This is a genomic window from Spartinivicinus marinus, from assembly GCF_026309355.1.
Classification (GTDB): domain Bacteria; phylum Pseudomonadota; class Gammaproteobacteria; order Pseudomonadales; family Zooshikellaceae; genus Spartinivicinus; species Spartinivicinus marinus.
In genome coordinates, this window is sequence record NZ_JAPJZK010000001.1 from 3,395,335 (window position 1) to 3,418,053 (window position 22,719).

At 39.7% G+C, this 22,719-nt stretch carries 22 protein-coding genes; 10 read left to right on the forward strand and 12 right to left on the reverse strand.

The features are described from left to right. Window positions 1-284 precede the first annotated feature (284 nt). Window positions 285-1,565, reverse strand: coding sequence for an aminotransferase class III-fold pyridoxal phosphate-dependent enzyme (locus OQE68_RS15295; RefSeq protein WP_353618591.1), 1,281 nt, complete (start codon window positions 1,563-1,565; stop codon window positions 285-287). Window positions 1,566-2,285: 720 nt separating this feature from the next. After that, window positions 2,286-2,489, reverse strand: a complete 204-nt coding sequence (locus OQE68_RS15300) for a hypothetical protein (RefSeq protein WP_180571323.1) — start codon at window positions 2,487-2,489, stop codon at window positions 2,286-2,288. A 139-nt stretch (window positions 2,490-2,628) separates the two neighbouring features. Here OQE68_RS15300 and OQE68_RS15305 point away from each other — a divergent pair, with 139 nt between their 5' ends. The 4 genes from OQE68_RS15305 to OQE68_RS15320 all read left to right on the forward strand — a co-directional run bounded on the left by OQE68_RS15305 (window position 2,629) and on the right by OQE68_RS15320 (window position 4,604). Beyond that, window positions 2,629-2,883, forward strand: coding sequence for a hypothetical protein (locus tag OQE68_RS15305; RefSeq protein ID WP_180571324.1), 255 nt, complete (start codon window positions 2,629-2,631; stop codon window positions 2,881-2,883). Between the two features lie 118 nt (window positions 2,884-3,001). Next, window positions 3,002-3,421 carry a hypothetical protein gene (locus tag OQE68_RS15310; protein ID WP_180571325.1) on the forward strand — a complete coding sequence of 140 codons (420 nt, stop codon included), beginning with the start codon at window positions 3,002-3,004 and terminating at the stop codon, window positions 3,419-3,421. 253 nt (window positions 3,422-3,674) lie between these two features. After that, window positions 3,675-3,932: a WGR domain-containing protein gene (locus OQE68_RS15315; protein WP_180571326.1), complete on the forward strand. Its 258-nt coding sequence runs from the start codon at window positions 3,675-3,677 to the stop codon at window positions 3,930-3,932. 219 nt (window positions 3,933-4,151) lie between these two features. Further along, a complete protein-coding gene (locus OQE68_RS15320; RefSeq protein WP_180571327.1) occupies window positions 4,152-4,604 on the forward strand; it encodes a hypothetical protein in 453 nt (150 codons plus the stop codon). A gap of 137 nt (window positions 4,605-4,741) precedes the next feature. On the opposite strand, the gene OQE68_RS15325 is transcribed toward OQE68_RS15320, so the two are convergent. Further along, window positions 4,742-5,665, reverse strand: a complete 924-nt coding sequence (locus OQE68_RS15325) for a DNA-binding protein (RefSeq protein ID WP_180571328.1) — start codon at window positions 5,663-5,665, stop codon at window positions 4,742-4,744. A gap of 947 nt (window positions 5,666-6,612) precedes the next feature. Here OQE68_RS15325 and OQE68_RS15330 point away from each other — a divergent pair. Beyond that, window positions 6,613-7,764: an extracellular solute-binding protein gene (locus OQE68_RS15330; protein WP_266195686.1), complete on the forward strand. Its 1,152-nt coding sequence runs from the start codon at window positions 6,613-6,615 to the stop codon at window positions 7,762-7,764. A gap of 75 nt (window positions 7,765-7,839) precedes the next feature. Then, window positions 7,840-9,738, forward strand: a complete 1,899-nt coding sequence (locus OQE68_RS15335; protein ID WP_180571330.1) for an FAD-dependent oxidoreductase — start codon at window positions 7,840-7,842, stop codon at window positions 9,736-9,738. A gap of 40 nt (window positions 9,739-9,778) precedes the next feature. Here the strand turns inward: OQE68_RS15335 and asd are convergent, their stop codons facing one another. Together asd and OQE68_RS15345 are read right to left on the reverse strand one after the other, a co-directional pair. Then, entirely contained in the window at window positions 9,779-10,636 is an 858-nt protein-coding gene (gene asd, locus OQE68_RS15340; protein ID WP_266195687.1) for an archaetidylserine decarboxylase, read from the reverse strand. A 156-nt stretch (window positions 10,637-10,792) separates the two neighbouring features. Continuing rightward, window positions 10,793-11,611, reverse strand: a complete 819-nt coding sequence (locus tag OQE68_RS15345; protein ID WP_219340218.1) for a sulfurtransferase — start codon at window positions 11,609-11,611, stop codon at window positions 10,793-10,795. Between the two features lie 182 nt (window positions 11,612-11,793). Here OQE68_RS15345 and OQE68_RS15350 point away from each other — a divergent pair, with 182 nt between their 5' ends. Together OQE68_RS15350 and OQE68_RS15355 are read left to right on the forward strand one after the other, a co-directional pair. Continuing rightward, entirely contained in the window at window positions 11,794-12,087 is a 294-nt protein-coding gene (locus tag OQE68_RS15350; RefSeq protein WP_180571331.1) for a hypothetical protein, read from the forward strand. Window positions 12,088-12,163: 76 nt separating this feature from the next. After that, on the forward strand, window positions 12,164-12,745 hold the full coding sequence (locus OQE68_RS15355) for a CBS domain-containing protein (RefSeq protein WP_180571332.1): 582 nt from the start codon (window positions 12,164-12,166) through the stop codon (window positions 12,743-12,745). 94 nt (window positions 12,746-12,839) lie between these two features. Here the strand turns inward: OQE68_RS15355 and OQE68_RS15360 are convergent, their stop codons facing one another. From OQE68_RS15360 to OQE68_RS15385, 6 genes are all read right to left on the reverse strand, one after another. Further along, complete coding sequence (locus OQE68_RS15360; RefSeq protein ID WP_219340219.1) at window positions 12,840-13,229, reverse strand: Na+/H+ antiporter NhaC family protein; 390 nt, start codon at window positions 13,227-13,229, stop codon at window positions 12,840-12,842. Beyond that, on the reverse strand, window positions 13,217-14,341 hold the full coding sequence (locus OQE68_RS15365) for an ISAs1 family transposase (RefSeq protein ID WP_219340303.1): 1,125 nt from the start codon (window positions 14,339-14,341) through the stop codon (window positions 13,217-13,219). The genes OQE68_RS15360 and OQE68_RS15365 overlap by 13 nt, the downstream gene beginning before the upstream one ends. A 333-nt stretch (window positions 14,342-14,674) precedes the next feature. Beyond that, a complete protein-coding gene (locus OQE68_RS15370) occupies window positions 14,675-14,977 on the reverse strand; it encodes a hypothetical protein (RefSeq protein ID WP_180568739.1) in 303 nt (100 codons plus the stop codon). Window positions 14,978-15,088: 111 nt separating this feature from the next. Continuing rightward, window positions 15,089-16,222, reverse strand: coding sequence for a HEAT repeat domain-containing protein (locus tag OQE68_RS15375; protein ID WP_180568738.1), 1,134 nt, complete (start codon window positions 16,220-16,222; stop codon window positions 15,089-15,091). Between the two features lie 5 nt (window positions 16,223-16,227). After that, window positions 16,228-17,154 (reverse strand): penicillin-insensitive murein endopeptidase, encoded by a 927-nt coding sequence (locus tag OQE68_RS15380; protein ID WP_180568737.1) that lies wholly within the window; start codon window positions 17,152-17,154, stop codon window positions 16,228-16,230. Window positions 17,155-17,861: 707 nt separating this feature from the next. Further along, complete coding sequence (locus OQE68_RS15385) at window positions 17,862-19,523, reverse strand: HDOD domain-containing protein (RefSeq protein ID WP_180568736.1); 1,662 nt, start codon at window positions 19,521-19,523, stop codon at window positions 17,862-17,864. Between the two features lie 233 nt (window positions 19,524-19,756). Between OQE68_RS15385 and motA the strand changes: the two genes are divergently transcribed. Then, window positions 19,757-20,608: a flagellar motor stator protein MotA gene (gene motA / locus OQE68_RS15390; RefSeq protein ID WP_180568735.1), complete on the forward strand. Its 852-nt coding sequence runs from the start codon at window positions 19,757-19,759 to the stop codon at window positions 20,606-20,608. Between the two features lie 2 nt (window positions 20,609-20,610). Next, window positions 20,611-21,576 (forward strand): flagellar motor protein MotB, encoded by a 966-nt coding sequence (motB, locus tag OQE68_RS15395; protein ID WP_180568734.1) that lies wholly within the window; start codon window positions 20,611-20,613, stop codon window positions 21,574-21,576. An 86-nt stretch (window positions 21,577-21,662) separates the two neighbouring features. On the opposite strand, the gene rsgA is transcribed toward motB, so the two are convergent. After that, window positions 21,663-22,697, reverse strand: a complete 1,035-nt coding sequence (rsgA, locus tag OQE68_RS15400) for a small ribosomal subunit biogenesis GTPase RsgA (RefSeq protein WP_180568733.1) — start codon at window positions 22,695-22,697, stop codon at window positions 21,663-21,665. Between the last annotated feature and the right edge of the window lie 22 nt (window positions 22,698-22,719).

The window sequence follows — 22,719 nt, forward strand, 5'->3', positions numbered from 1 at the left end:
TCATTTTTAGGTGTAAAAATAAAGTGGTATATACTCAAAGCGAAGGATTATTTAGGCGAGGCCACCGAGCGATGAAGCCCCAGAAGTTTAGATAAACTAAATGACTGGGGGGAAGGACGACGGTAACAAGGTCTAAAAATCATTCGCGAAGAGTTTAGAAAACTAACCTCATCGCGAATACTGATCAGGGTGGAGTAAAGCAAGATTATCTCTAAAAGTGGCAAGATTGATTGCGGTAAGAAAATAGCTATCAAAAAAAGCATGTTTAGAGAAATCTAAAATTGTTAAGCTACTTTAGGTAACTCACCTTTTTCCATTAGTTCTATGAGTGACGCTTTGGTAGCAGCAATTGTGTGATCAATTTGTTCTGTTGTATGTGCCCCACAAATAAAGTTAACATCACGGCGTAGTAATACCCCGCGTTTAGCCATTTGAGCGAGAAATAACTCAGCGTATTTAGCTTGCTGCTCAGGATTTTTTGAAAACAAAAATAAGGGGATTGGGTCGTAACCAACAATAGTCAATGGTGCACTAAGTTTTGTTGCTATCTGATTAATACCATCTTTTAATTGGCGACCTAATGTTGCAATATGTTCAATATAGTTGGTGGTTTTATATTCGTTAAGTACACTGCAGCACACTTCCAGTGATAACATTTCTCCACCAAAGGTAGTAGACACCTGCAACTGCTCCATTTTACTCATAAACTTAGTGTCACCAACCACAGCCGATAATGGCATACCTGCAGAAATACCCTTCGATAAGGTAACTAAATCTGCTTTTACACCGAAATATTCTTGGGCGCCACCTAGGGCTAATCGGAAACCAGTAACTACTTCATCCATTACTAGTAGTACTTGATGTTTATCGCACAACCCCCTAAGTTGTTGTACAAATTCTGTTGTTAGTACCCGGTTGTAGGGCACTGACAATAAAACAGCAGCTATAGTATCACCTTGTTCTGTAATGAGGTCTAAGACAGGTTGTTCATTGTCTGGCGTAAACAGTGGCATGCGATATGTGTAGTTTTTAATTGCATCGGGCACCCCGGGGGTATCAAACATATATTGATCGTGCCAACCATTGTAGCCAATAGCAATTATCTTTTCTTTGTTGGTAATGTGGCGAGCTAAACGGATTGCAGCTGAGTTTGCATCTGCACCGGTTTTAAAAAAGCGCACCATCTCTCCACCAGGAATGAAATCCACCAGGGCTTGCGCTGTTTTGATTTCAACAGGCGTTGGCAATGAATGAATGATACCTTTGCCTAAGTGTTCACGAATAGTGTTTACTATTGCAGAGTGATTATGGCCAAGGGTATTGGCGGCCAGGCCACAAATAAAGTCGATATAGATATTACCATCAACATCCTTTACCAAGGCGCCTTCTCCTGATTCTAAATAGACAGGGAAGTGGCCAGGGGCAAACTGTTGGGGCTTTTTCATCATGGATTGAGTAAAACCTGCAACTAGTTTTGTTGCTTGATCAGATAGTTCAATCGACCGAGTTAAAGTTAATGTATCTGCTTGAGAGGAAAGTTCTTGAGAGAGCTGCTTTAGGTTCACGATAGTACCTTTTAAAGATGTTTTTAGTCATTTTGAGTGGTGCTATAGTTAATACTTAAATGATAATGATTTGCGTTTATGTTTGCAAATTCGATGCTGAAAGTTATCTCAAAATACTTACAAATGTGTCTGGGACAAGTTTGAACAGCTTCTGGTTGACCCATTATGGCGTAATACAGGATGTGTAGAGTTTTTATTCAGTATGAACGCAGTTTTTTGCTGATTGCTGCCTTGTTTTTGTTTCGCTCATAACTTTTGACGACAGCCTCGGGTATCAAGGGGGGGATAGTTTGTTTGACTTCTCGACAAATAGCGGTAGGGTGAAATCGATGACGATAAACCCTAAAATCATTTGAGAAGGGGGAATAAGTTTAATTTTTGGTTAAAGCCCTTTAGTTTATCATCTAGATAAGATAAGGTTTTTAGAAAAAGTATGATAGAAATAATTTTTATTTCGTAGAAGTGGGTCAAAAAGTTCAATATTATTTTGGGGGAATGTTCTTGCTTGAAAAAACTGTAGTTGCAGATTTTTTAAAAAGGTGTAAAAGCGGTGATAAAAATGGCTGAAACATTAATTGGAGAAAGCAATGTAGTCTCATTGGCATTCGCCAAGTATACCCTACCATTAGGGTATACTATTGGCCAACAAGAAATTGTTAAGATGCAATACATTTTGGGAGTGTAATCTTAATAGGCATTTGGCCAAATTAGATAATTTATCTAATTTATTTCGTTAAGCCAAGTAGTTGGCTCGCCTTTTTTAAAATAATTTATCACATTAAACACATTATCAGAAAAACCTCCTATATTAAGTGCATCTGCACGTTCAACAGCTTGTGTATATTGATTTGGCACAATATCAATACACACTAATTTTACTTGAGGCCCCTCATCATGACAGATGATAAAAGAAGTAACTTCCACTACAAAGAAGTTATTTTTCTGCCTGTTGACACTAATACCTTTTACACAAGAAACATTACTATAAACAAAATTTACATTTATTATAATGTCAGTGCTGTATATTTTGCTCCGTTTTGAATATTACTGTAAAAGGATTAATATGCTTCAGAAAATGGTATTTATCTTAGCTATAAACATAACTTCAGCTGTAAGTGCAGGTGTAAGTACAGAACTTGACCCGTTTAGAGTTAAGCAAGAGACTTCAATTGAGTTTGCTCTGGGAGGCCCGCACTGGCCTAAGCCCCCTAAAGAAGATAATGCAACTAGATATGGGTCAATAGCGTTTGCTGTTAAAGATGGTCCCAGTTGTCCAAGACCACCAAAAGGCAGCCACAAAATACTTAATATTTTTTAAGTCCCATACTACAGGTTTTTTTTTCAGTCTACGACTGTTGGTCTCTTAGTCATCATATTTATTTCTATATCATAAGTACTATAATTCGCTGCCTTTAAATTATGAGTGAGTAGTACTTATGAAAAGGTTGCTAACTGTAGTTTTTGCTGTGCTTACAATTTGTAGTGCCTATGCTGAACCTGAAACTACATATATATTTTGCGCTAAGGCTGATGGAAGCCATTGGAGATGGTTGACTACTGACGAAGGGAATCGTATACCGATCTCTGGTCAGTGGGGAAGAAGTACTAAGCCTGATGGCGTGTACTTTGACTATTTTAACATATCTGAAGAAGCGTATAATTTTCTTAAACAAGCATGCCAGTTAATATTTGCTTCTGAATATGTACCACAACCTGCAGATAATTTGTTGGATGATTGGTATGTATTCTTGGTTACTAGACCTGATGGTAGCCAATTTTTAGCTGATGGAAGGTATGATGTTACTTCTCGTCAACTAGCACCTATAAATCTGCCTTCATCAGCATTTAGGTTATAACCAGTTATATATAAAATAGTTTGCATCCTTTGGGCTCCGTATGTTGGAGCTTTTTTATGCTCAAAGAAAAGTAAATTACTTCTGAAAAAATACAATAGTGGTATGACAAGCGGTTGGATGCTAAGAGCAACAACCGAGAATGGAGTAATATCAAAGACGCTATTCAGGTCAAGTATTAGTCACAAAAATATAAATTGATCTACTCTCTTTGCCCTGCTTAACTCAAAGCCAGTTTATAACTTGGTGCTCATGGATGATTTGCCTAAAACTCAGTGACCCTGAAACCAATACCCATAAGTTCTACACTCTTTTAATTCAAAAAGACTTGTTTGGTAACTGGGCTCTATTACGCCAGTGGGGAAGAGTTGGCACTAAGGGGGCAGTTAAAGTAGACACTTTTGATAGTTATGAAAAAGCACTCATTGCCCTCGAAAGAGTTAAACATGAAAAGCTGCGTAAGGGGTATACTCTCAAGCCTTCTAAGCTTGCCACAGAAAAGCAGGAAGACTAGTTCTCTATTAGCTATTACCTCATTAATAGAAATTACTGATTGTAGAGGTCTGAATTTAGGTTATTATACTGTAAATATATACAGTATGTTGATGGTAAATAATGCAGGCCTCTCAACGATACAAAGCCAAACAGCATTTGGCTTAGATATTGGTATCACTCTTATCTAGGTATGTGGTGATTAGCCTGCATAGGTTTTATTTTTGGTTAGGAGGGGATAGTGATAGTCATGTTGCGGTATTGCCATTATCATGCCCAGGTGTTTATTCATCAGTCACAATTTATCCCAATATTAGAATCGTTGTGTTATCACCGATGTGATATTAATGAGCAGAGTCAACAGCCCTTTATCATTGATGAATTTAAGCAGTTAGGTTTTTCGGTTGGCTTTGATCGGCAAGGTAATATGAATCAGTTAGTATTAATCAATGCACCTGATGCAGATATTGATGACCTGCTGATTCCCATTGCGCCTTATGTAGAATCTGGGAGCTTTATTGAATTGTCAGTATGTCCTGATTCATTAGATCTCAGTGATAGTTTTACTGTTCATCGCTGGCAATTTACTGGTCATGGTGTAAGTAAACAACAATTTATGGTTATGCAAACACTTTGCTCAACTGCTAGTTGTTGCCATCAAAAATATAAAGAGAGTTTATCGGTAGCTGCCTAATAATAATGTTGGAAATAAACACTAGCTGTATTGTCTAGTGTTCGTTACTAGTAATGAAAAGAGGGGGAGTAAAAAAGTGAGTAAAACAGGCTGAAACTACATTTCAGCCTGTTGTATGGCTAGAGTGAAGAATATATTTATTGTTTTAATAAAATTCGATATTTATTGACTAGCGCAATTACTTGCTTTTCTAACTCCTGATTATGAGACAGTAGCTTATCTTGTTGTGCCAGTGCAGTGGTAAGTTGGCTTTTTAATTCCTTATTAGTTGCTTTTAGCTCTGCACTCTCAATTTGTAATTGCTGTGTTTTATCTTGATATTGAGCTGTTGATTGAGAGTTTTCAGCTGTTTCTTGTTGAACATTTTCAAGTTGTTGGTTTAGTTCGTTTAACTGTTTCTGTAGTGTTACTTTAGATTGTTCTAAAAGAATGGACTTTTGTTGCTCTTGATGTAGTTGGCTATATAGTTCATTAAGTTCTTTGTCTGCTTGTTGAGACTGTTGGCATAGCATTGCTTTATCAGATTTTAGGTGATCAATAAAGTTATTAGCCTGTTTCAGCTCAGACCTTAAGCTATCTGCCTGTTGTTCTGCTATCGATAGCTGTTGGGTAAGTTGCTGTTGATGCTCAATAAGGGTTTTATTTTCTTTGTTTAGACTGGAATACTCTTCTGAACGGGTTTGTGCCTGTTGTTCTGCTTGCTTCAACTGTTGAGTGAGCTGCTCTATTTGTGTTTTAGTGCTTTCTAATTCGATTTCTAATTCTTCGATAGCGGCTGTGGCGTCTTGACTAATGGCTTGATAATTGTGGTGAAAACTAGCCTCTAATTTTTCTAGTTGTTGTTCAATGCTGTTAGAAACAGCTGCAACAAACTGATCGGTTAGGTTGGGATCAAGAATTTTCCTGTCTGCAATATGGTGCTTCCATATTTCCATTAAGGTCTTCGGGTCGCCTGCTTTGAGGTTTTTACGTAAAGCAAATCCTGTTACTAACATGCCCGCATGCTCTAGCTGTTCGCCGGTTTTAATAACCTGTTCAGGAGTGATGTCGGTGGATCTCATATTGCTAACCTAAATATAATTAAGCAACCAAGGAACGTTTACGAAAATGTATGTTTTTCAAGCGGCTATACCCTATGCCAAGCAGTTGAACCCTGCGCTAAGTAGCGATACCCTACGCTTTGGGTATATATTAAGGTGCTTTTACTTGCTTTCCTAAGCATGAATGTTACAGACATGTCGTTAAGCTTTTGTCTGAAAAATTATACTATAAAAAGTGCATAAACAAAGAGCCAATTAGTTCACAAAAGCGTATTTATTTAAATATGTTGATTTATTTAAATTTGTAATATGGTTTTTGAGTGTCTGCTTTTTAATTGAAAACTACAGCATGAAAGCCCGTTTTTAAGTTTTTGGAGTATTCAATAAATAATGAGAAGGGGTGCATTTATTTAGTGGTGTTTAATAAAATATGTTATACCTAGTGTGAGGAGTATAAGTTTCTATAATTATCTGTGATGAGCTGTAAGAGGAAGTGTTGGTGGTTTTATATAGTGTTAAATTAATTGTTATGATTTGTTTGTCGTTGACAATTATTTTAGTTATTTGAGTCAGTAGTGTATTAGTGGGATGATTTTAGTTTGCAATAACAAATATTTATTGTTGGAGATATTGTAAATTTTAATTTAAAAACAAACTGGCATATGTGTGTAGTGGAAGATAATACTTGTACCTGCTAAGGCACATGGTTGAGGCCTCTGACTGATGAGTTCCATTAGCGTTTTCAAATAAATTGAAGTAGCTGCTGAAAGTATTGGGTATGTACAATAAGTGGGTTGAAAAATATATGACTAATTGATTTGTTTATAATTTACTCAAAAAAGCGGTGTTAATGCTCAAGACAGGAGCGGTATAAAATATAAGCAATTTCGGTGGAAGGGGCGTGAATAACAGGCTGACATGAGAGTGCGCCTTGTTTGCTTTTGTGTTAGGATGGCGGCCATTGTTCAATGGTATTAAATAATAGTTGTCATATGAAGTATTGGCTTGCTTTTATTGTTCTGGTCTTTTCAGAAATGGCGGTTGCAAAGACATTTAGAGTTTTAAACTGGGTTGCTTATATTGATGAGTCAGTGCTTAAAGATTTTGGTGATCAGTATAATGTAGATGTTGTGTATGATACTTTTGATGATATCGATGGATTTCGGCAAAAATTTCTAGTAAGTAACCCTGAAGACACTTATGATATAATATTTCCTCCAGTCGATTATATTCCTGCTCTCATTGAGCGAAAGATATTGTATAAGCTTAATAACAAACTGCTGCCCAATATAAAAAACTTATCTAAAACTGCCCTCACAGATTTAAAAAAATATGACTCAACAAATAGTTATGCGCACCCTTATCTGTGGGGTACGGTTGGACTTGGTATAAACGTACAGCAAGTTAAAGAGGTGCTAGGTGTAGACGAGGTTCCACAGTCTTGGGATTTGGTATTTAATCCAGAATATGCCGAAAAACTTGCGTCTTGTGGTATTTCATACCTAGATAGTGAAATTGAAATCTTTCCATTGGTTTTAAACTATCTAGGCAGGCATGGTGACTCTAAAAAACGGACAGACATAGTATATGCCTCTAAGTATTTAAGGAAGTTAGCTTCAACAATTACTTACTTTGACTCTGAAAGTTATTTAGATCGTTTACAAGAAGGTAAAGTGTGTGTTGCTATAGGCTATTCTGGTGATATTTTTCAAGCCATTTCACAAGCAAAAGAAGCACAGAAAGGCTTTGATTTGCAGTATATTATTCCAGAAGAGGGAACTTCTCGTTGGATAGATGCAGTAGCTATCCCCAGCAATACATCCAATCCAGAGCTTGCTCATGCCTTTTTAAATTATCTGATGGAGCCGGAAGTCATCGCTAAGATTACTAATTACGTTTGGTATGCTAATAATATACCTGCGTCAACAGTATTATTGGATAAGGCGATAGTTAATGACCAGGCGATTTATCCAACAGAGAGTGTGCAGTCACAACTTTTCTCTATTCCAAAGTATGACTTACGACTGCAACGTTCAATGGTAAGGTATTGGTCTCGAGTAAAGTGTGCTCATTCTACTGAGCAATGTAGAGCACCCATCTCAGGGCTTCCAGGGTTATAAATGGATTTGTCGACATTTTTATATCTTTTTAATTAACTTAGCTTTACAAAATTATAATTATCACGAGGCATGATTATGTCTATAACACGCAGGGATTTCCTGAATGGCGTACTGCTTAGTACCGCTGCTGCACCACTGACACAGCTTGGTGTATTGAGTGCTTCAGGTACAGTTTCAGCTGGTGAATTGGTCGATTACCCACCATTAAAAACAGGTATGCGAGGGAGTCAGCCAGGTTCTTATGATGCTGCTCACTCAGTTGCTTGGGCTGGTAAAAAAAATTTTGGTACTCTCACTCAACTAAAAGAAGAGTATGACTTAGTCATTGTGGGGGCGGGTATTAGCGGTCTTTCTGCGGCTTATTATTATCAAAAGCAACTAGGCAACAAGGCTCGTATTTTATTGCTAGATAATCACGATGACTTTGGTGGTCATGCACGACGTAATGAGTTTACTATTAATGGCCAAATGCGGCTGGGCTATGGGGGTACCCAGTCAATTGAAAACCCTGGTTCATATAGTAAAGTCGCTAAACTACTGCTTAAAGAGCTTGGTATTGAATCCTCATTTTTCGAAAAAGCCTATAAAAAAGACTACTTTAAGAAAAATAATTTACAAGGAATGACTTATTTTAATAAGTCAGTTTATGGAAAAGATACCTTGGTACCTTTTGTATTTAAAGAACTTGCTGAGTTTATGACTGGCATAAAAGGCAATGCTATTGATGCTAAGCAAGCTATTAAGCAAATGCCTTTATCTGAATTGGCTCGTCAACAGTTGTTACGTTTAGCGACAGGTAAGCCAAGTAAGTTGTTAGAAATGCCGATTAAAAAACAGGCAAAATACTTACATAACACTTCTTATTACCAGTTTGTACAAGACGAGTATGGGGTCACTGATCCACTGGTATTACGTTTACTACGTTATATGATTGCTGATGATTGGGCGATGGGTACCGATACTCTGTCTGTTTATGAGGCAGTTGACAGTGGTTGTCCTGGCCTAGATGCTGACCAAATGTATGAAATTTTGGAGGCGGCAGGAGAAGATCTGGGTGATGATGAAGAGGAAGATTATATCTATCATTTCCCTGATGGTAATGCCTCTATTGCTAGGGCGCTGGTGCGACGACTGATTCCTGATGTTGCGAATGGTAAAACGATGGAAGACCTGGTTACTGCTAGGTTTCATTATGATCGTTTGGATAAGCCAAACTCATTAGTTAGGTTACGACTGAACAGCACGGTTTATAATGTTAAGCGTGAAACTCATGGTGTTACAGTTTCCTATGTGAATAACAATAAAGCCTTTGCGGTTAAAAGTAAGCACTGTGTAATGGCCTGCTACAATATGATGATTCCTCATTTGGTGCCCCAGTTACCTAAAGCACAAAAAGAGGCTTTATCTGAATTAGTTAAAATGCCACTGATTTATACTACTGTATTGTTAAAAAACTGGCAGGCAGTACAAAAGCAGGGATTAGCTGTTGCATATTGTCCGGGCAATTTCCACACGATAGTTCAGGTTGATTACCCTGTTGATATTGGTGATTATCAGCATAGTGCAACACCTGACATGCCTATGAGCTTAACGATGATTGCCGTGCCTATGGGGAAAGTCGGGGTGGCACTAAAAGAACAGTTCAGAGCAGGCCGACGAAAGCTACTCAGTATAACGTATGCTCAATTTGAGCAAGAAATTAAAGAGCATTTAAATGGCATGTTAGGCCCGGCTGGCTTTAATGCAGATCGCGATATTGAAGCTATTACCATTAATCGTTGGGGGCATGGATATTCTTATTATTACTCTGATTTAAACGAAAGTGATGATTTTGAGGAAAATGGTCCACATATAAAAGGGCGCAAACCATTTGGGCCTATTACCATCGCGAATGCTGATTCGGGTGGAGATGCTTATACTGATATTGCGATTGATCAGGCGCATCGTGCAGTCAGTGAGCTGTTTACTAAATAAAAAAGGGCGTTAAACGCCCTTTTCAATATTGTTCTGTTAACTACATTTTTTGCCCAATTGCACTACCCATTAATACATTGGTATCTGCATTTAAGCTTTCTTCCCAATTGACGACATCTTTACCAAATAACACAATAGCCGTAGAGCCTAATTTGAAGCGGCCCATTTCATCGCCTTTAGCTAATTTGATAGGTTGTCTGGCAGCTTCGGTATAATCAGTTTGTTTCAACTGGCGTCTAGGAGGAGTCACCAACCCTGCCCAAGTGGTTTCAATACTGGCAACAATCATTGCTCCCACCATAATCACTGCCATTGGGCCAATATCGGTATCGAAGATACAAACTACTCTCTCATTGCGAGCGAATAAGCCGGGTAAGTGTTCGGTAGTGGTTTGATTGACAGAGAATAACCGGCCAGGTACATAAATCATTGAGCGTAGTGTACCACCATAAGGCATATGGACACGATGGTAGTCTTTTGGTGATAAGTATATCGTGGCAAAAGAACCATCATTAAATTCTTGAGCCAGGTTGACATCCCCTCCTACTAGTTCTGTAAGGCTATAGTCATGGCCTTTTGCTTGGAAAACCCGGCCATATTCTATTTTTCCTAACTGACTAATAGCACCATCAGCAGGGCTGATAATAATATTATCATCGGCTGGAATAGGCCGAGCGTCAGCTTTGAGTGGGCGAGTAAAAAAGTCATTGAAATGCGCAAATGACTCGGGGTTTTCATTTTCAGCCAAGCTCATGTCAACCTGGTAGCGTTTGATAAACCATTTTATAAAAGCGTTTTTAAACCAGCCACAACGACATTCAGCTACCCAGTGAGCGGCTCTGGATAAACAATGATGTGGCATTAAGTGTTGCAATTTAACAAAAAATGGAGTTTTCACACACTACCTCTTAAACAAGCAATAACTTTCAGAGCATGAGTTGGGTATAAAGTTTCTAGGTTTGCCCTGGCTGAAGCATTTTTACCAATCAATATGGCTTTCTAAAAGTTGATATAATTGTTGTTGAAAAACAATAAATAATAAAAAATTGAAGCTCTACTTCTCAATAGGGGTATCTGCCAGGTTGCCCCATTCTGACCAGGAACCGTCATAGGCCTTAATATTTTTAAAACCTAGAGATTTTGCCACTAAATAGGTAAAGCCTGAGCGGTGATGGCTTTGGCAGTGAGTCACTATGGTTTTATCAGCAGTAATACCACAATCTGCCAGTAGCTTTTGGATATCGTCACGTATTTTTAAATAATTCTGCTGATCCATACCACGAGTCCATTCAAAATTAATAGCCCCTGGTATATGTCCACCGCGCTGAGCTAATACTTTTATACCTTGATATTCTGCTGGTGAGCGTGCATCCCATACTACAAAGCTTGGGGTGTTGAGGTGGCTTTTAATATAGTCGACATCGGCTATTGGGGTCGTATCAATAGTTACAGAAACTTGAGTTGATTTTGGTTGAGGAGGCATCTCAGCCGTCACGGGTAAGCTATGGCCAAGCCAGGCATGTAAGCCGCCATTTAAATAAGAATGCCGTTTATGGCCGATAACATCTAAGGTCCAGATAAAGCGACCAGCCCAGCCACCACCTTCATCATCATAAACAACCACGTGCTGTTCACCTGTAAAGCCAATGCTGCTTAACAATTGCTCAATCTGTGCTTTTGCTGGAAGCTTGCCTGGAGCGGGTGGCTGTCCTGACATTAGCTGTTGGGGCGTAATATGATGAGCCCCTGGCAAATGGTGTTGTAGGTAGATCTCTTGGCGAGACAAGTCAATTAACAGAATATCAGGGTTTGACAACAGAGGGAGCAGTTCTTCCGGCTCTACTATTAAGGGTAGTTGTGATGGCTGTGTCATGTTGGGTCATCGCTATCAGTTGGTATCAAGGGGATTGTAATGGATCGATACAATGGCTACCACTGGTGCTTGGTATGTTTACTATTTTGTTACGTATTACTACTGATTGAGATTAATGCTGTTGAGGCCTATAAATTAATTACAAACAATTTATAACCTTTACCCATGGTTTTGGGGTAGTCATGAAAAGTCTCAAAAACAACAGCTATACACAACATCTTTTAAGCTTACTGCTTATCTGTGTTATTGCTGTTGGTTGGGTTTTAAATCAGAAATTAGTCGTTATTGATGTCGAAAGCAATAGTATTGAGCTATTGGCTATTGAAGATAGTGAAAGCGATGACGTAGATTTAAGTATCTCCCAAAAAACGTTCCTGACACCTTATGTAACTAATCAAAAATTTCTTTTTTCAAAAACTACTTACCCCTTTTCTCAGTTTAGAAGTCATTTAGAAGCTAGAGCCCCACCAGTATAAAAGTTATCTTCGTAGGTTAATTTTCTTCTTAAAAAACGTATAGATAATTTTTAAAATTATAATTGAGGGTATCAAAATGACTAGCTTCAATGAACTTCCTGTAGTTATGAAAAATGAGTTTAAAGCAAATAAAGCAGCTGTAATGACTAAGCGGCTTCGTTTCGAAAGCCCTGCTGAAGAAGCTTTATTACGGTTTGTACAGCTTGAAGCTCATGTGATGGAAGCGGAAACTAATATTAATACAGCTTTATTGATCATGCATAACAGTCATGACTGCCTCAAATTTGTGGTTAATCATGATGATGAAATTCTTGGTATTGTTACTACTGCAGACTTAGAAGGTCGCAAAGTGCTGGCTATTGCTAATAAAATGGGTAAGCAACGGCAAGAGCTAACTGTAAAAGATATTATGGTACCCATTGAGTACCTGGGTACTTTAAAATACTCTGACATTTGCCATGCTAAAGTAGGCGATTTAGTGAAAACCCTGCAACAACAAGGCGCACAGCATTTATTAGTGGTGGCAGGCGATGCCATGATAGGGGTGGTATCCTCAGTCTATCTATCCAGAATCACAGACACTGCATTAAATATCCCAGAAAAAGCCCAAAACTTTTCTGATATTTTTAATGTGGTGCATAATCATCAAGCGCTGTAAAGTCTAACTGAAAAGAATGTAAAAGGGAGCAAAGGCGGCTCCCTTTTTTATAATAAATAGAGCGCCTTTCTATTACAATTAACAACTCTCATACTTAAACTGTAGTTACACTCATTCTTACACTGCTTTCGTGGGTATTATTATCTGAGCTATCTGATTTTTTGGGACTGAATAATCCCAAATACGCATAAGTGATTCCAATAACCGGTGATAGCCAGCAGGCAAAAGCCAATGGAATATACAATAAATTTTCTATATTGCTTGCTGTTATTCCTAATCCTAAGGCTGTAATAACAACTGCACCACCTGCATTCCAGGGAATTAACGGAGAGATGAGAGTTCCGCCTTCTTCTATAGCACGAGATAAGTTTAATTTGGAATAGCCAAGCTTTTTATAGGCGGGAGCAAACATTCGACCTGGTAATGCTATTGATAGGTAAGGGGTACCACCCAGGGCAATCGCATATAAATTTACACGGAGCAAATTAACTTCATTAAATACTCATGATCCCAACCAGCAGAAAGCCTCTTATTTTTTATACCAATTTTATAAGTGTCATCTTGTTTAAGAATATTAAGGGCTATTTGCCTAATCCTAGACATGTTTTCTGCTGAATGACCTATACGAATTCGACTATCATCTTCCCTAAATGCAACATCCAAACTCCAATGTAGGCTGTTCTCAATTTGCCAATGATGTTGAATCATTTCACTGACAGCTTTTGCTGATAAGGGCTGGCTAGAAATATAATAGCGTTGTTCTTTTGATTTTTTGCCTTGCAAGGTACGTTCTGTCTCAACCCTAATGACAGCAGCTAAATCGATCCACTCTGTTGCTATAGGTAGTTTAGCCACTGAGTGATAAACCCAGCAGCGTCGTATCTCATGACGGCCATGCTGTTCTTTTTCTGAAGAATGAAAGTCAATAGCTGGACGTTGATACACTTTGGCTTTTTTAGAATACAGTTGTTCTTGAATAGCAGAATATAAGCGACGCTGGTTATTTTTAACTGCCAACAAGTAATGAGCCCCTTTTTCACGAATTTTTTTAGCAATGGCTTTATGACACCCCATCGCATCTATTGATACAACAGCACCTTTAACCGCTATCGCTTCTAATAGTTCAGGAATGGCGGTAATTTCATTGGATTTTATATCAGTCTTAAGTTGACCTAACACTAACTTATTTTCTATTGACCATGCATTAACCAAGTGAATAGCATTCTTCTTATCAGGTTCAGTAAATGATCGTCTAAGCGTTTTACCATCAATGGCTACCAACTTGCCAGGTAAGCTATCAGTGATTGACTGAACCCATTGGATGAAGCAGCTTTGAAACGATGTAGGGCAAAGGCGTGAGAAAAAACGACCAAAGGTATCATGAGAGGGTATTCCGTTGGGTAGCTCTAGAAAGCTCTTAAACCATGCTTCTTTGGCGTTACCAAATCGCTCAATAGCGACCCAGTCATCTGCCCCGCATAAAGCAGCACAAATCGTAATAGTAATAATATCAATGAGCTTATGACGACGACGGCGTTCCATTCGAGGATCATCTAACTGTTCAAAATGATCTAAAACTGTACTATTTTTTACCAATGTTGCACTCTATATCAGTTGCTTTTTATTCTATTATACTGATTTTGTTGTATTTTTATATGCAATTGCCCTGGGGTACCACCCACTAAATTAGTGGTAATATACCCGTCGCGAATCATTTTTAGGTTTTGTTATCATCATTCCTAATCACCAAGGATGGTGTGAATGCAGTTAATGCATGGAGCATTTAACTGTCACCCCAACCACCTATTAATATAGGCTCATGAGGCTTCGTCACTTGATGGCCTCACCTAAAAATCCTACGCATTGGGTATAGATGCGCCAATAGTAGAGGCTTGTAAGCTACCAAATCGCTTTATACGTTTGATAAAACTATTCAGTATTGTTGCTAAACAGCCTGTTTTTTTCCTGAGCGGCGCCAAAACTTAAGGCGATTAAAATCAATGTCATTACCCAGGCCATTGATAATATACCACCTCGATTTAATAGTTGATCGACAGCAGCAATACTGGTTTTAATCGAGTAGCCATTTTGCAAGTAGCTAATTATGAGTGATACGTGGGGAGTAAAGTCACCAAAATAAAGAATTTGGCAACACATTAGGAGTAGAGTAATAACTATAGGGAGAGTGGCAAAAATAAAACTGGGTGCTTTTTCATTGGCTAGGTGATTCATTATTATTGAGGTCATTCCATAACAAAAATGACAATACCCTAACAACTCCTCAAAGTGTTAGGGTATTGATTACAACTAGCAAAAGGAGAAATGCGACAAATATAGGATAGATTAAGGTGCCATCACATCAGTATTTGCACCAGGCGAGTAATCTTTTGCTTCAAACATCACAGCGCGTTGATCATCAAACTCTTTAAACGTTTGATACTGTTCTTTACTCATGGGTATCTCAGCTAGCGCTTGCCAGGCAAGCTCTCGTACAGCCCAATCCTCTTCATTATCTTGCAGGGTGCTGATGAGAGCACTGGTAGCTGATTCATTAACAAACCGTGATCGCGCTAAGGCAAATGCAGCGCCAGCACGCACATCCACAGAGCTATCGCTTAAAGCTGTCACTACCGGTTGGAGTTGGTTTGTGCTGGAGGCCCAGTCGGCAATAGCTATTAAGGAGCGCCGTCTTAATTCAGGATTTGGATGTTGGCTTAATGATTGAAAGCTGTCCATTATGAGTTGGGAATCATCAGGGCTGGTGGGGTGTTTTTGCATTGCAAAGATAGCTGCGCCCAATACTTCAGGGTCAGTTTCGCTATTAATCACATTGAGAATTTTATCTCGCTGCTTTTCCTGGAAAATTCCCAAGCGGCTCATTAATTCCAAACCCGCGACTTTTTCAGATTTAACTGTGCTGCCTGTTAACTCTAAAGATAATTCTTCTACTTCAGGGTCTTGGATGGTGCCAAGTAACACACCAAGCATTTGCCCTGGTACTTCGTTTAGGTTGGAGCGGAATTTCGCAATTGCCCATTTTAATGCTGCCGGGTTTTGTTGTATTTCTTGTAAAAGTTTTGCTTCTAATTGTTGCTGAAGCCCTTCTGCAAATGGCGTTGGGTGATCAGCTAGCGACTCTAATTTGGCAAATAAATCGATAATTGCCTGTTCTGGACGGGTTTTAACAACCTCACTACTATTACCAGGGGCATTCTGTTGGTTAGCAGCCTCGTCATCAATAGCTAATGTCTGGCTATCAGGCTGAGGTGAAACAGTAAAAGGGTTGTCTTTAACAGCGGGTTGTTCTTGAGAGGATTGTTCGGTTGCAGCAATCTGAGTATCTACTGTGGTTTCTGTATTATACTGCCCAAGTGAGTAGCCAATAACACCGCTGACCAGGCTAGAAATACAAATACTGATTGCAAGTTGTTTTTTTAATTGCTGCTCGGTTTGGTTGATGAGTCCTGTAACGTCCATATCTATCACTTAATACGTAGGTGAAAGTGATCATGATGATTAGGCCAGCACATCACATAGGCAACACCTGTACTGCCAGGTTTTTTACGGCAATCACCGTAGCGCTTACCATTGTGTGAAGGCAGCATGCTAAAAACTTTGTTGTCATTAAAGAAAATCAAATCAACTTCAAAGTATTTTTTGAGATAGGTTTTTATATATTCTAGATTTCTCTTGCTGGAGTAGTGCTTTTGATAAATTGTTGTGCCTTTGGCTGCACCATCTTTGCGAATAAGTCGGATATCAACATCTTCTCCACGCTGGTGGCTGACATGGCCTGATATTCGGCCTCCTTGCTTAAGAGAAAGGTCTCCTATACCAATTTTTCCCCAGTTAGGGTGGTCACGATGCCAGGCTAAAGAAGATTTTTGTAAGCCATAGACTAAGCGAGGTAACCCCCAGGAGCGGTTGGATGGTTTAGCTGAATAAAATCCTTTTCCTTTGGCCGGAAGCTGAATAAAGCCTGCATTGGATTTTGGTGGTCTGGGAGGATTGGGGTTATTGAGGAATTTACCGTAAATCCAGCGGTGGCTACCTCCAAAGTAAATTTTATCCCAGCCACCTCGTGTTTCCGCTACAGCCCACTCTGCGTTATTGGAGGTTTGGCCAATGGTTCGATAATGGGTGCCAGGGCCACTTCTAACATTTAATGATCCAACTTTAACTTTTTTGGATTTCTTATTTGTTCGGCTGACATATCGGCTGCTTACCCAGCCTGTGCGATTATCAAACCAAATTCTTCGCCAGCCACTTTGGCTGGCAATGCTGACATAAACCTGACCTACTGCAACAGTACCTATGACGCTGGCTCGAGTATTAGGGGCTGCTCTTACATTAAGCCGGTCGACTTCAATACGAACGGTTTGGCTTGCAATGACGGAACTACTGAACATATTGCCCACCAGACAAAGCAAGAGACTACACCATAGGTATAGCTTTGTTCTGTTTGATTGGGACATTCAGTCGCTCCTCTGGTTATCGGTATAAAAGTTAATTGCTATTAAACCTGTTAATAGAAAATCAGTTATTAATTGAATACAGTCACAAAATTTGTTGGTTGTATGTCAAAATCATTTATGTAAAGCGTTTATAAATATATGGATTTATTGATTTAACTGATTACAGACCACTTTATTTATCCGCTTAATAAATTGTTGTCAGGTTATATGCGATGCTTAAATAAAATACTCATGTCAGTTTTTTTGGCAAGTATTAGAGGCGTAATACTTTGAATGATTCCATGAATTTGGTTAGCTTTATATTTTTCTTCGCGTATATTTATTTGTTTGGTGTAAAACTGATCAAATTTTTAAAGAGTGTTGATGTGCTTGCTTTTATTTATGATCCAGTTCTTATTTTTGGTAGGCAAAATATATTTCAAATTAGCTGGCGTTAAGAGCCTAATAAAGTTGACTCAAAATGGCTTGTTAGTAAAGAGTGGGTAAATCTATTTTGCGTTAGAGGTAGTAGTCAATATTAAATTAACTGCATGCGATGGTAGATGCTGGCTTTATCGATATTAAATTGTTAGCAAAATTTACAGCGTTTTTTATGCATTGAGCTTTATGTAAAATATCTGAGGTTTAAGTAAATGTTTTGGCTAACCTCGTTTTTTGCTTTGCGCCATTGATAATAGTGTTATACGACAGGCATTTCCTAGGGCTTGTAAATATCTAAAGTCAGCCACTTTAAATAAGCTATTGGAGTAGGGCATATCTACATATAGCATTCCAATTGCTTTTCTTGGCATGGTGAGGGTTTGTAGCATGAAGTGGTCATGTCCAACTGCTTTTTTAAATGGGCCAGGTATTTTAGCCCAAATATCGGGTTGTTCTTTACCTTTAACCCAAATAGTTTGTTGTTTTTTTAGTAAGTCGTTAAAAAAAGGAGCTGTTGCTAGAATAATTTCAAATTGTACTTTTTCTGTTTTGGGGTAGCAGCGATAGCTCTTTAACCGGGTTCTTTCTTTATTAGTTAAGGCAATAATTAACCGTTCATAGGCTAATCCCTCTATGATTGCTTCCGTTAAGATGTCAATTAGAGATGCTAGTGTTGGGTATCTTTCTGGATGATCCTTTAGGTTTTCAACAATTTGCTCAAAGTGAGTTATATCACCCTGTTTTTCAGCAATGCTGTGTGGTGTAGCGGGTGCAGGTATAGGTTTAACCAAGGGTGTTGTGGGCTTAGCTTCTGTTGTTTGGGAAGGGGCGGCGGGAGAGGGTTTTTTCTGTGTCTTCATCAATTTAGGTTCATGATAAAGCACGTCACTATTAACCAGCCCCACTGCAGGCGCAGGTCCATAGCCATAAGTTAACTTGTGGGAAAGGTTAACAGCTTCTTGATGGATTGTTTGTGTGGTTTTATCCCAGCCTTTATTGAGTAGTGCTGCCATTAGGCCACTGAGTCGGCTGCTATTCATACTAAACCAGCTAAAGCGACTGCATTGGGCTAGAGCGTTTGCCCAAAATATAAATGCAGCGGGAGTACCCAATAACAATCTAAACTGAGGATCTTGCTCCTTTTTGTCTTGAAAGCGTCGTTCAGCCCTTTCACTCGCTTGGGTATAACCATGCTCAGGCTTTTGCCTACCAAATCGGCTCATGGCAATCCAGCTGCTGGGCTTGGTTGCTCGAAATTGCTCCCATGCATGGTGGCTGATGCAAGGTAGTGACCAATAGTCATCCAGGGCTAACTGTAGGGTAGATATTGTACAACCTAAAACTTGACGCTCTATTGCCTGTACATGCTTACCGCCACACTGCTGGATGAGCTGCATTTGCTTAGGGATCTGTAAAGCCAGTGCCCAGCGGGTGACATTAAAAAAAAGTGCGGACCAGAAAACTTCTTCACTGGTCTTGCGGGTTTTTTGCTTGAACCAGTATTGGGCTTGATGGGCCGCATGCAGGCTATTGCTTACCTCTTTTATAAGGCAGTTGGCTTGAAGGTCATCAGTTAGTGGGTCGAAGCTGCTAACTGAATTGATAAACATTTTAATGGCATCTACTCCTAGCATTGCCATAGCATGTTCAAGGCTTTTTACCCGAATGTCATAAGTAATTTCACGGTTTTTATTGGCTTGATGGAAAATATGAAAAGCGGTCAACGGGCAATGCCTGATAATAGCGGCCAGTGGAGGCAGGGTATTATTTTCAGTGGTAGCTTCTAATAGCGCAGCTTTGGTGGGATTTGGAATAGGCAATGCCTTTTTTTTCAATAGCTGCTGCCATGCGGCTACTCCATGCACTGGTTGTGTTGTTTCCATGGTTGAATTTGTCTAAAACAGTCAAATGGCCTTTACTTGATTATAGTCAGTGGTTATTAAGTATTGGTGAATTTTCGTTTTTCTGCTTAAACATTAATGACAACAGAGTGAAGCACAACCTGGGCTGTGTAACTCCCACTATCCTGACTATTAAATGCTGTACTAGAAAATATTGTCATGATTATCAACTTATCATCAGGTGGAGTTTGTTTAACCTTGGAGCTTAAGCGAAGATGTTTAAGATCATAGGTATTTTAGTTGTCATCGGTAGTGTGATTGGTGGCTATGTCCTGGCGAAAGGGGAGTTGCTAGCTATTTGGCAGCCTCTGGAGTTATTAATTATTTGTGGCGCTTCGTTAGGTGCTTTTTTTATTGCCAATCCCTTTTCTACATTTACTGATGTATTGAAGCAAATTCCTACTGTTTTATTTGGTTCAAAATTTAATAATGCCTTTTTTATGGATTTATTGGGTTTATTATATGAACTTTTAAATAAAAGTCGTCGTGATGGCATGATGGCAATAGAAGCCGATTTGGAAGACCCTGCTGGTAGTGCCATCTTTTCCCGTTACCCCGTTATTTTACGTGATCACCACTTGACCGAGTTTATTGCTGACTACTTACGCCTGATGTCATCTGGCAATATGGCACCTCATGAGTTGGAAAGTCTGTTTGATATGGAAATTGAAACCCGAGTTGAAGAGCTTGAACACCCCTTTCATGCAGTCACTAAAGTAGCTGATGGTCTACCTGGGTTTGGTATTGTGGCTGCTGTATTAGGTATTGTGATTACCATGAAAGACCTGGGAGGCCCAGCTGAAGAGCTTGGTGCTCATGTTGCTGCTGCATTGGTTGGGACTTTTTTAGGGATTTTATTTGCCTATGGTTTTGTTGGGCCGATGTCTCAGGCAATGGAGCATAACGTACAGGAGGAGCTTAATGCATATGAATGTGTAAAAGCGTGTCTGGTGGCCTCTTTAGGGGGGATGCCACCGGCGTTATCAGTTGAGTTTGGCCGCAAAGCACTCTATGCCCATTCTCGTCCATCCTTCGTCGAGCTGGAGCAGCATATTAGATCACGGTAGTTATGGAACGTGAAGAATCGATAGTCATCAAGCGGTATAAAAAGGGGGGGCATGGTCATCATGGTGGCTCATGGAAGATCGCATTTGCTGATTTCGCTACAGCAATGATGGCGTTTTTTCTGGTGCTCTGGCTGATTTCCCAGTCGACTGAAGAACAAAAAGTTATCATTGCTGGCTACTTCCAAGACCCTACAGGTCAAAGTGACAAAGCTAGCCCCTATGCGATTGACTTAGGTGGTAGCCCGATGGTTTCAAATCAAAGTGGTATTGGGTCGCCAAAAGAGCACAAAAAGCAGCAAGACAAGGTGGATGAGCTGACGGAGGTTGGGGCCAAGACTACGCTGGCAGATCAAATGGAAAAGCAGCGTTTGGAAGCCCTGCTGACTGAGCTTAAGAAAAAAGTAAAAGAAAACCCAGTATTAAGAAAGTTCAAAGATCAACTGATTATGGATGTGACGCCAAATGGTTTGCGGATTCAGATTGTTGATGCAGATAAAAAGCCTATGTTTGCTAGTGGTAGTGCTGAGTTAAAATTTTATTTTGAAGATATTTTATTAGAGCTGGCACCAATGATAGCGTCAGTACCCAATAAAATAAGTATTGGTGGTCATACTGATGCAACGCCATTTGGTACTCGAGACGATTATGGTAACTGGGAGCTTTCAGCTGATCGAGCTAATACTGCGCGTAGAACACTGCTATTTGGGGGAGTGAAAATAAAGCAAGTTGCCCAAGTCGTTGGATTGGGAGACTCGGTATTATTTGATGCTAAAAAACCAAAAAGCCCGGTGAATCGTCGAATTGATATTTTAATTTTAAGCAAGCAAGCAGAATTGAACTTGTCACGAGTATCTGGTAAGTCCAAAGCTGTAGAGAAAGACTCAGCAAACCCGCAGCAACCATTGCTAAAGCGTAACCAATTAAATATCTTTGATGCTAAAGATAAGGCTAAGCTAAATCAGCCTTAGATGCTGTCAACAAGGTATTATTTTTTGACTAATATCCTTGTTGGCAGCAAGCGGGCTCTAGCAAATAAGTGTGCTGAAGATAGAGCTTAGTAAGAGTCACCATCGTCTAAAGACTGTGCAATATGCTTGAAGCTGGCCATTCGGTTTGGGTGAATTTTTTCATCTGTTACTGCTTGGCGCAAAGCACAGCCAGGCTCTTGCTCATGTTGGCAGTCGCGAAATTTACACAGCCCAAGCACTTCTCTAAACTCTTTAAAACCCTGCGCTAAAGTAAAACGATCCATTGGCCACAGGGCAAATTCACGAATGCCGGGTGAGTCAATCAGTTTACCGCCAGTGGGGAAGTGAAAAAGTGTTGCGGCTGTTGTGGTATGGGTGCCTTTCCCTGAGGCAACTGATAAGTCTCCTACTTTAGCTTCAACATCAGGTAGCAGCATATTAACCAAAGATGACTTACCAACCCCGGACTGACCAACAAACACACTGGTATGGGCATCAAGTAGTGAAGTGAGTTGGTCAAGGCCATGGTCCAATGCTGTGGAGGCTTGCAGTACCTGATAACCAATGTCGCTGTAAATTTTCAGCATATTTGTCAGCGGTGCTTCAAGTTCGGGCTCTTTGGTGAGTAAGTCCGTTTTATTAAGTAAGATTACAGGCTCTATGTCTGTTAGCTCAGCAGCAACCAAGTAACGGTCAATTAAATTTGCATAAGGAGTAGGCCGCGGAGCCACCACAATCACGATATAATCTATATTGGCAGCTACTGGTTTTAACTGGCCCCGGCTATCAGGGCGAGATAGCAATGACTTCCTTGGTAGGCTGGCAACTACTACTCCAGTAAAGTCGGCACCTGCACGCCAGACAACATGATCACCAGTTACCAGCGCTGGAAGGTTTGCTCTTATATGGCAACGATAGCGCGTTCCTGGTTGATCTAATGGCTCAACATCAATTTGAGTGCCATAGTGGGTAGTAATCAGTCCATGCTGTTCAGGGCCAAGTTCACTTGAGCTAAGTTGCTGCTCTGATGTGTTGCCTTTTTTTTCGGCTCGCTTGGCGCGCTCTTGCTGGATTTTTTCAATTCGCCAAGCTTGGCGGCGGTTTAGGCGACGTTTACTCATAAAAGTGGTATTTCATAATTCC

Excerpts from the sequence above, each read along its gene's own strand:
- OQE68_RS15305 (WP_180571324.1), top strand. The coding sequence starts at position 2,629 with ATGCTTCAGAAAATGGTATTTATCTTAGCTATAAACATAACTTCAGCT.
- OQE68_RS15310 (WP_180571325.1), top strand. The coding sequence starts at position 3,002 with ATGAAAAGGTTGCTAACTGTAGTTTTTGCTGTGCTTACAATTTGTAGT.
- OQE68_RS15315 (WP_180571326.1), top strand. The coding sequence starts at position 3,675 with ATGATTTGCCTAAAACTCAGTGACCCTGAAACCAATACCCATAAGTTC.
- OQE68_RS15325 (WP_180571328.1), bottom strand. The coding sequence starts at position 5,665 with ATGAGATCCACCGACATCACTCCTGAACAGGTTATTAAAACCGGCGAA.
- OQE68_RS15330 (WP_266195686.1), top strand. The coding sequence starts at position 6,613 with ATGGTATTAAATAATAGTTGTCATATGAAGTATTGGCTTGCTTTTATT.
- OQE68_RS15335 (WP_180571330.1), top strand. The coding sequence starts at position 7,840 with ATGTCTATAACACGCAGGGATTTCCTGAATGGCGTACTGCTTAGTACC.
- OQE68_RS15345 (WP_219340218.1), bottom strand. The coding sequence starts at position 11,611 with ATGACACAGCCATCACAACTACCCTTAATAGTAGAGCCGGAAGAACTG.
- OQE68_RS15350 (WP_180571331.1), top strand. The coding sequence starts at position 11,794 with ATGAAAAGTCTCAAAAACAACAGCTATACACAACATCTTTTAAGCTTA.
- OQE68_RS15355 (WP_180571332.1), top strand. The coding sequence starts at position 12,164 with ATGACTAGCTTCAATGAACTTCCTGTAGTTATGAAAAATGAGTTTAAA.
- OQE68_RS15370 (WP_180568739.1), bottom strand. The coding sequence starts at position 14,977 with ATGAATCACCTAGCCAATGAAAAAGCACCCAGTTTTATTTTTGCCACT.
- OQE68_RS15375 (WP_180568738.1), bottom strand. The coding sequence starts at position 16,222 with ATGGACGTTACAGGACTCATCAACCAAACCGAGCAGCAATTAAAAAAA.
- OQE68_RS15380 (WP_180568737.1), bottom strand. The coding sequence starts at position 17,154 with ATGTTCAGTAGTTCCGTCATTGCAAGCCAAACCGTTCGTATTGAAGTC.
- OQE68_RS15385 (WP_180568736.1), bottom strand. The coding sequence starts at position 19,523 with ATGGAAACAACACAACCAGTGCATGGAGTAGCCGCATGGCAGCAGCTA.
- motA (WP_180568735.1), top strand. The coding sequence starts at position 19,757 with ATGTTTAAGATCATAGGTATTTTAGTTGTCATCGGTAGTGTGATTGGT.
- motB (WP_180568734.1), top strand. The coding sequence starts at position 20,611 with ATGGAACGTGAAGAATCGATAGTCATCAAGCGGTATAAAAAGGGGGGG.
- rsgA (WP_180568733.1), bottom strand. The coding sequence starts at position 22,697 with ATGAGTAAACGTCGCCTAAACCGCCGCCAAGCTTGGCGAATTGAAAAA.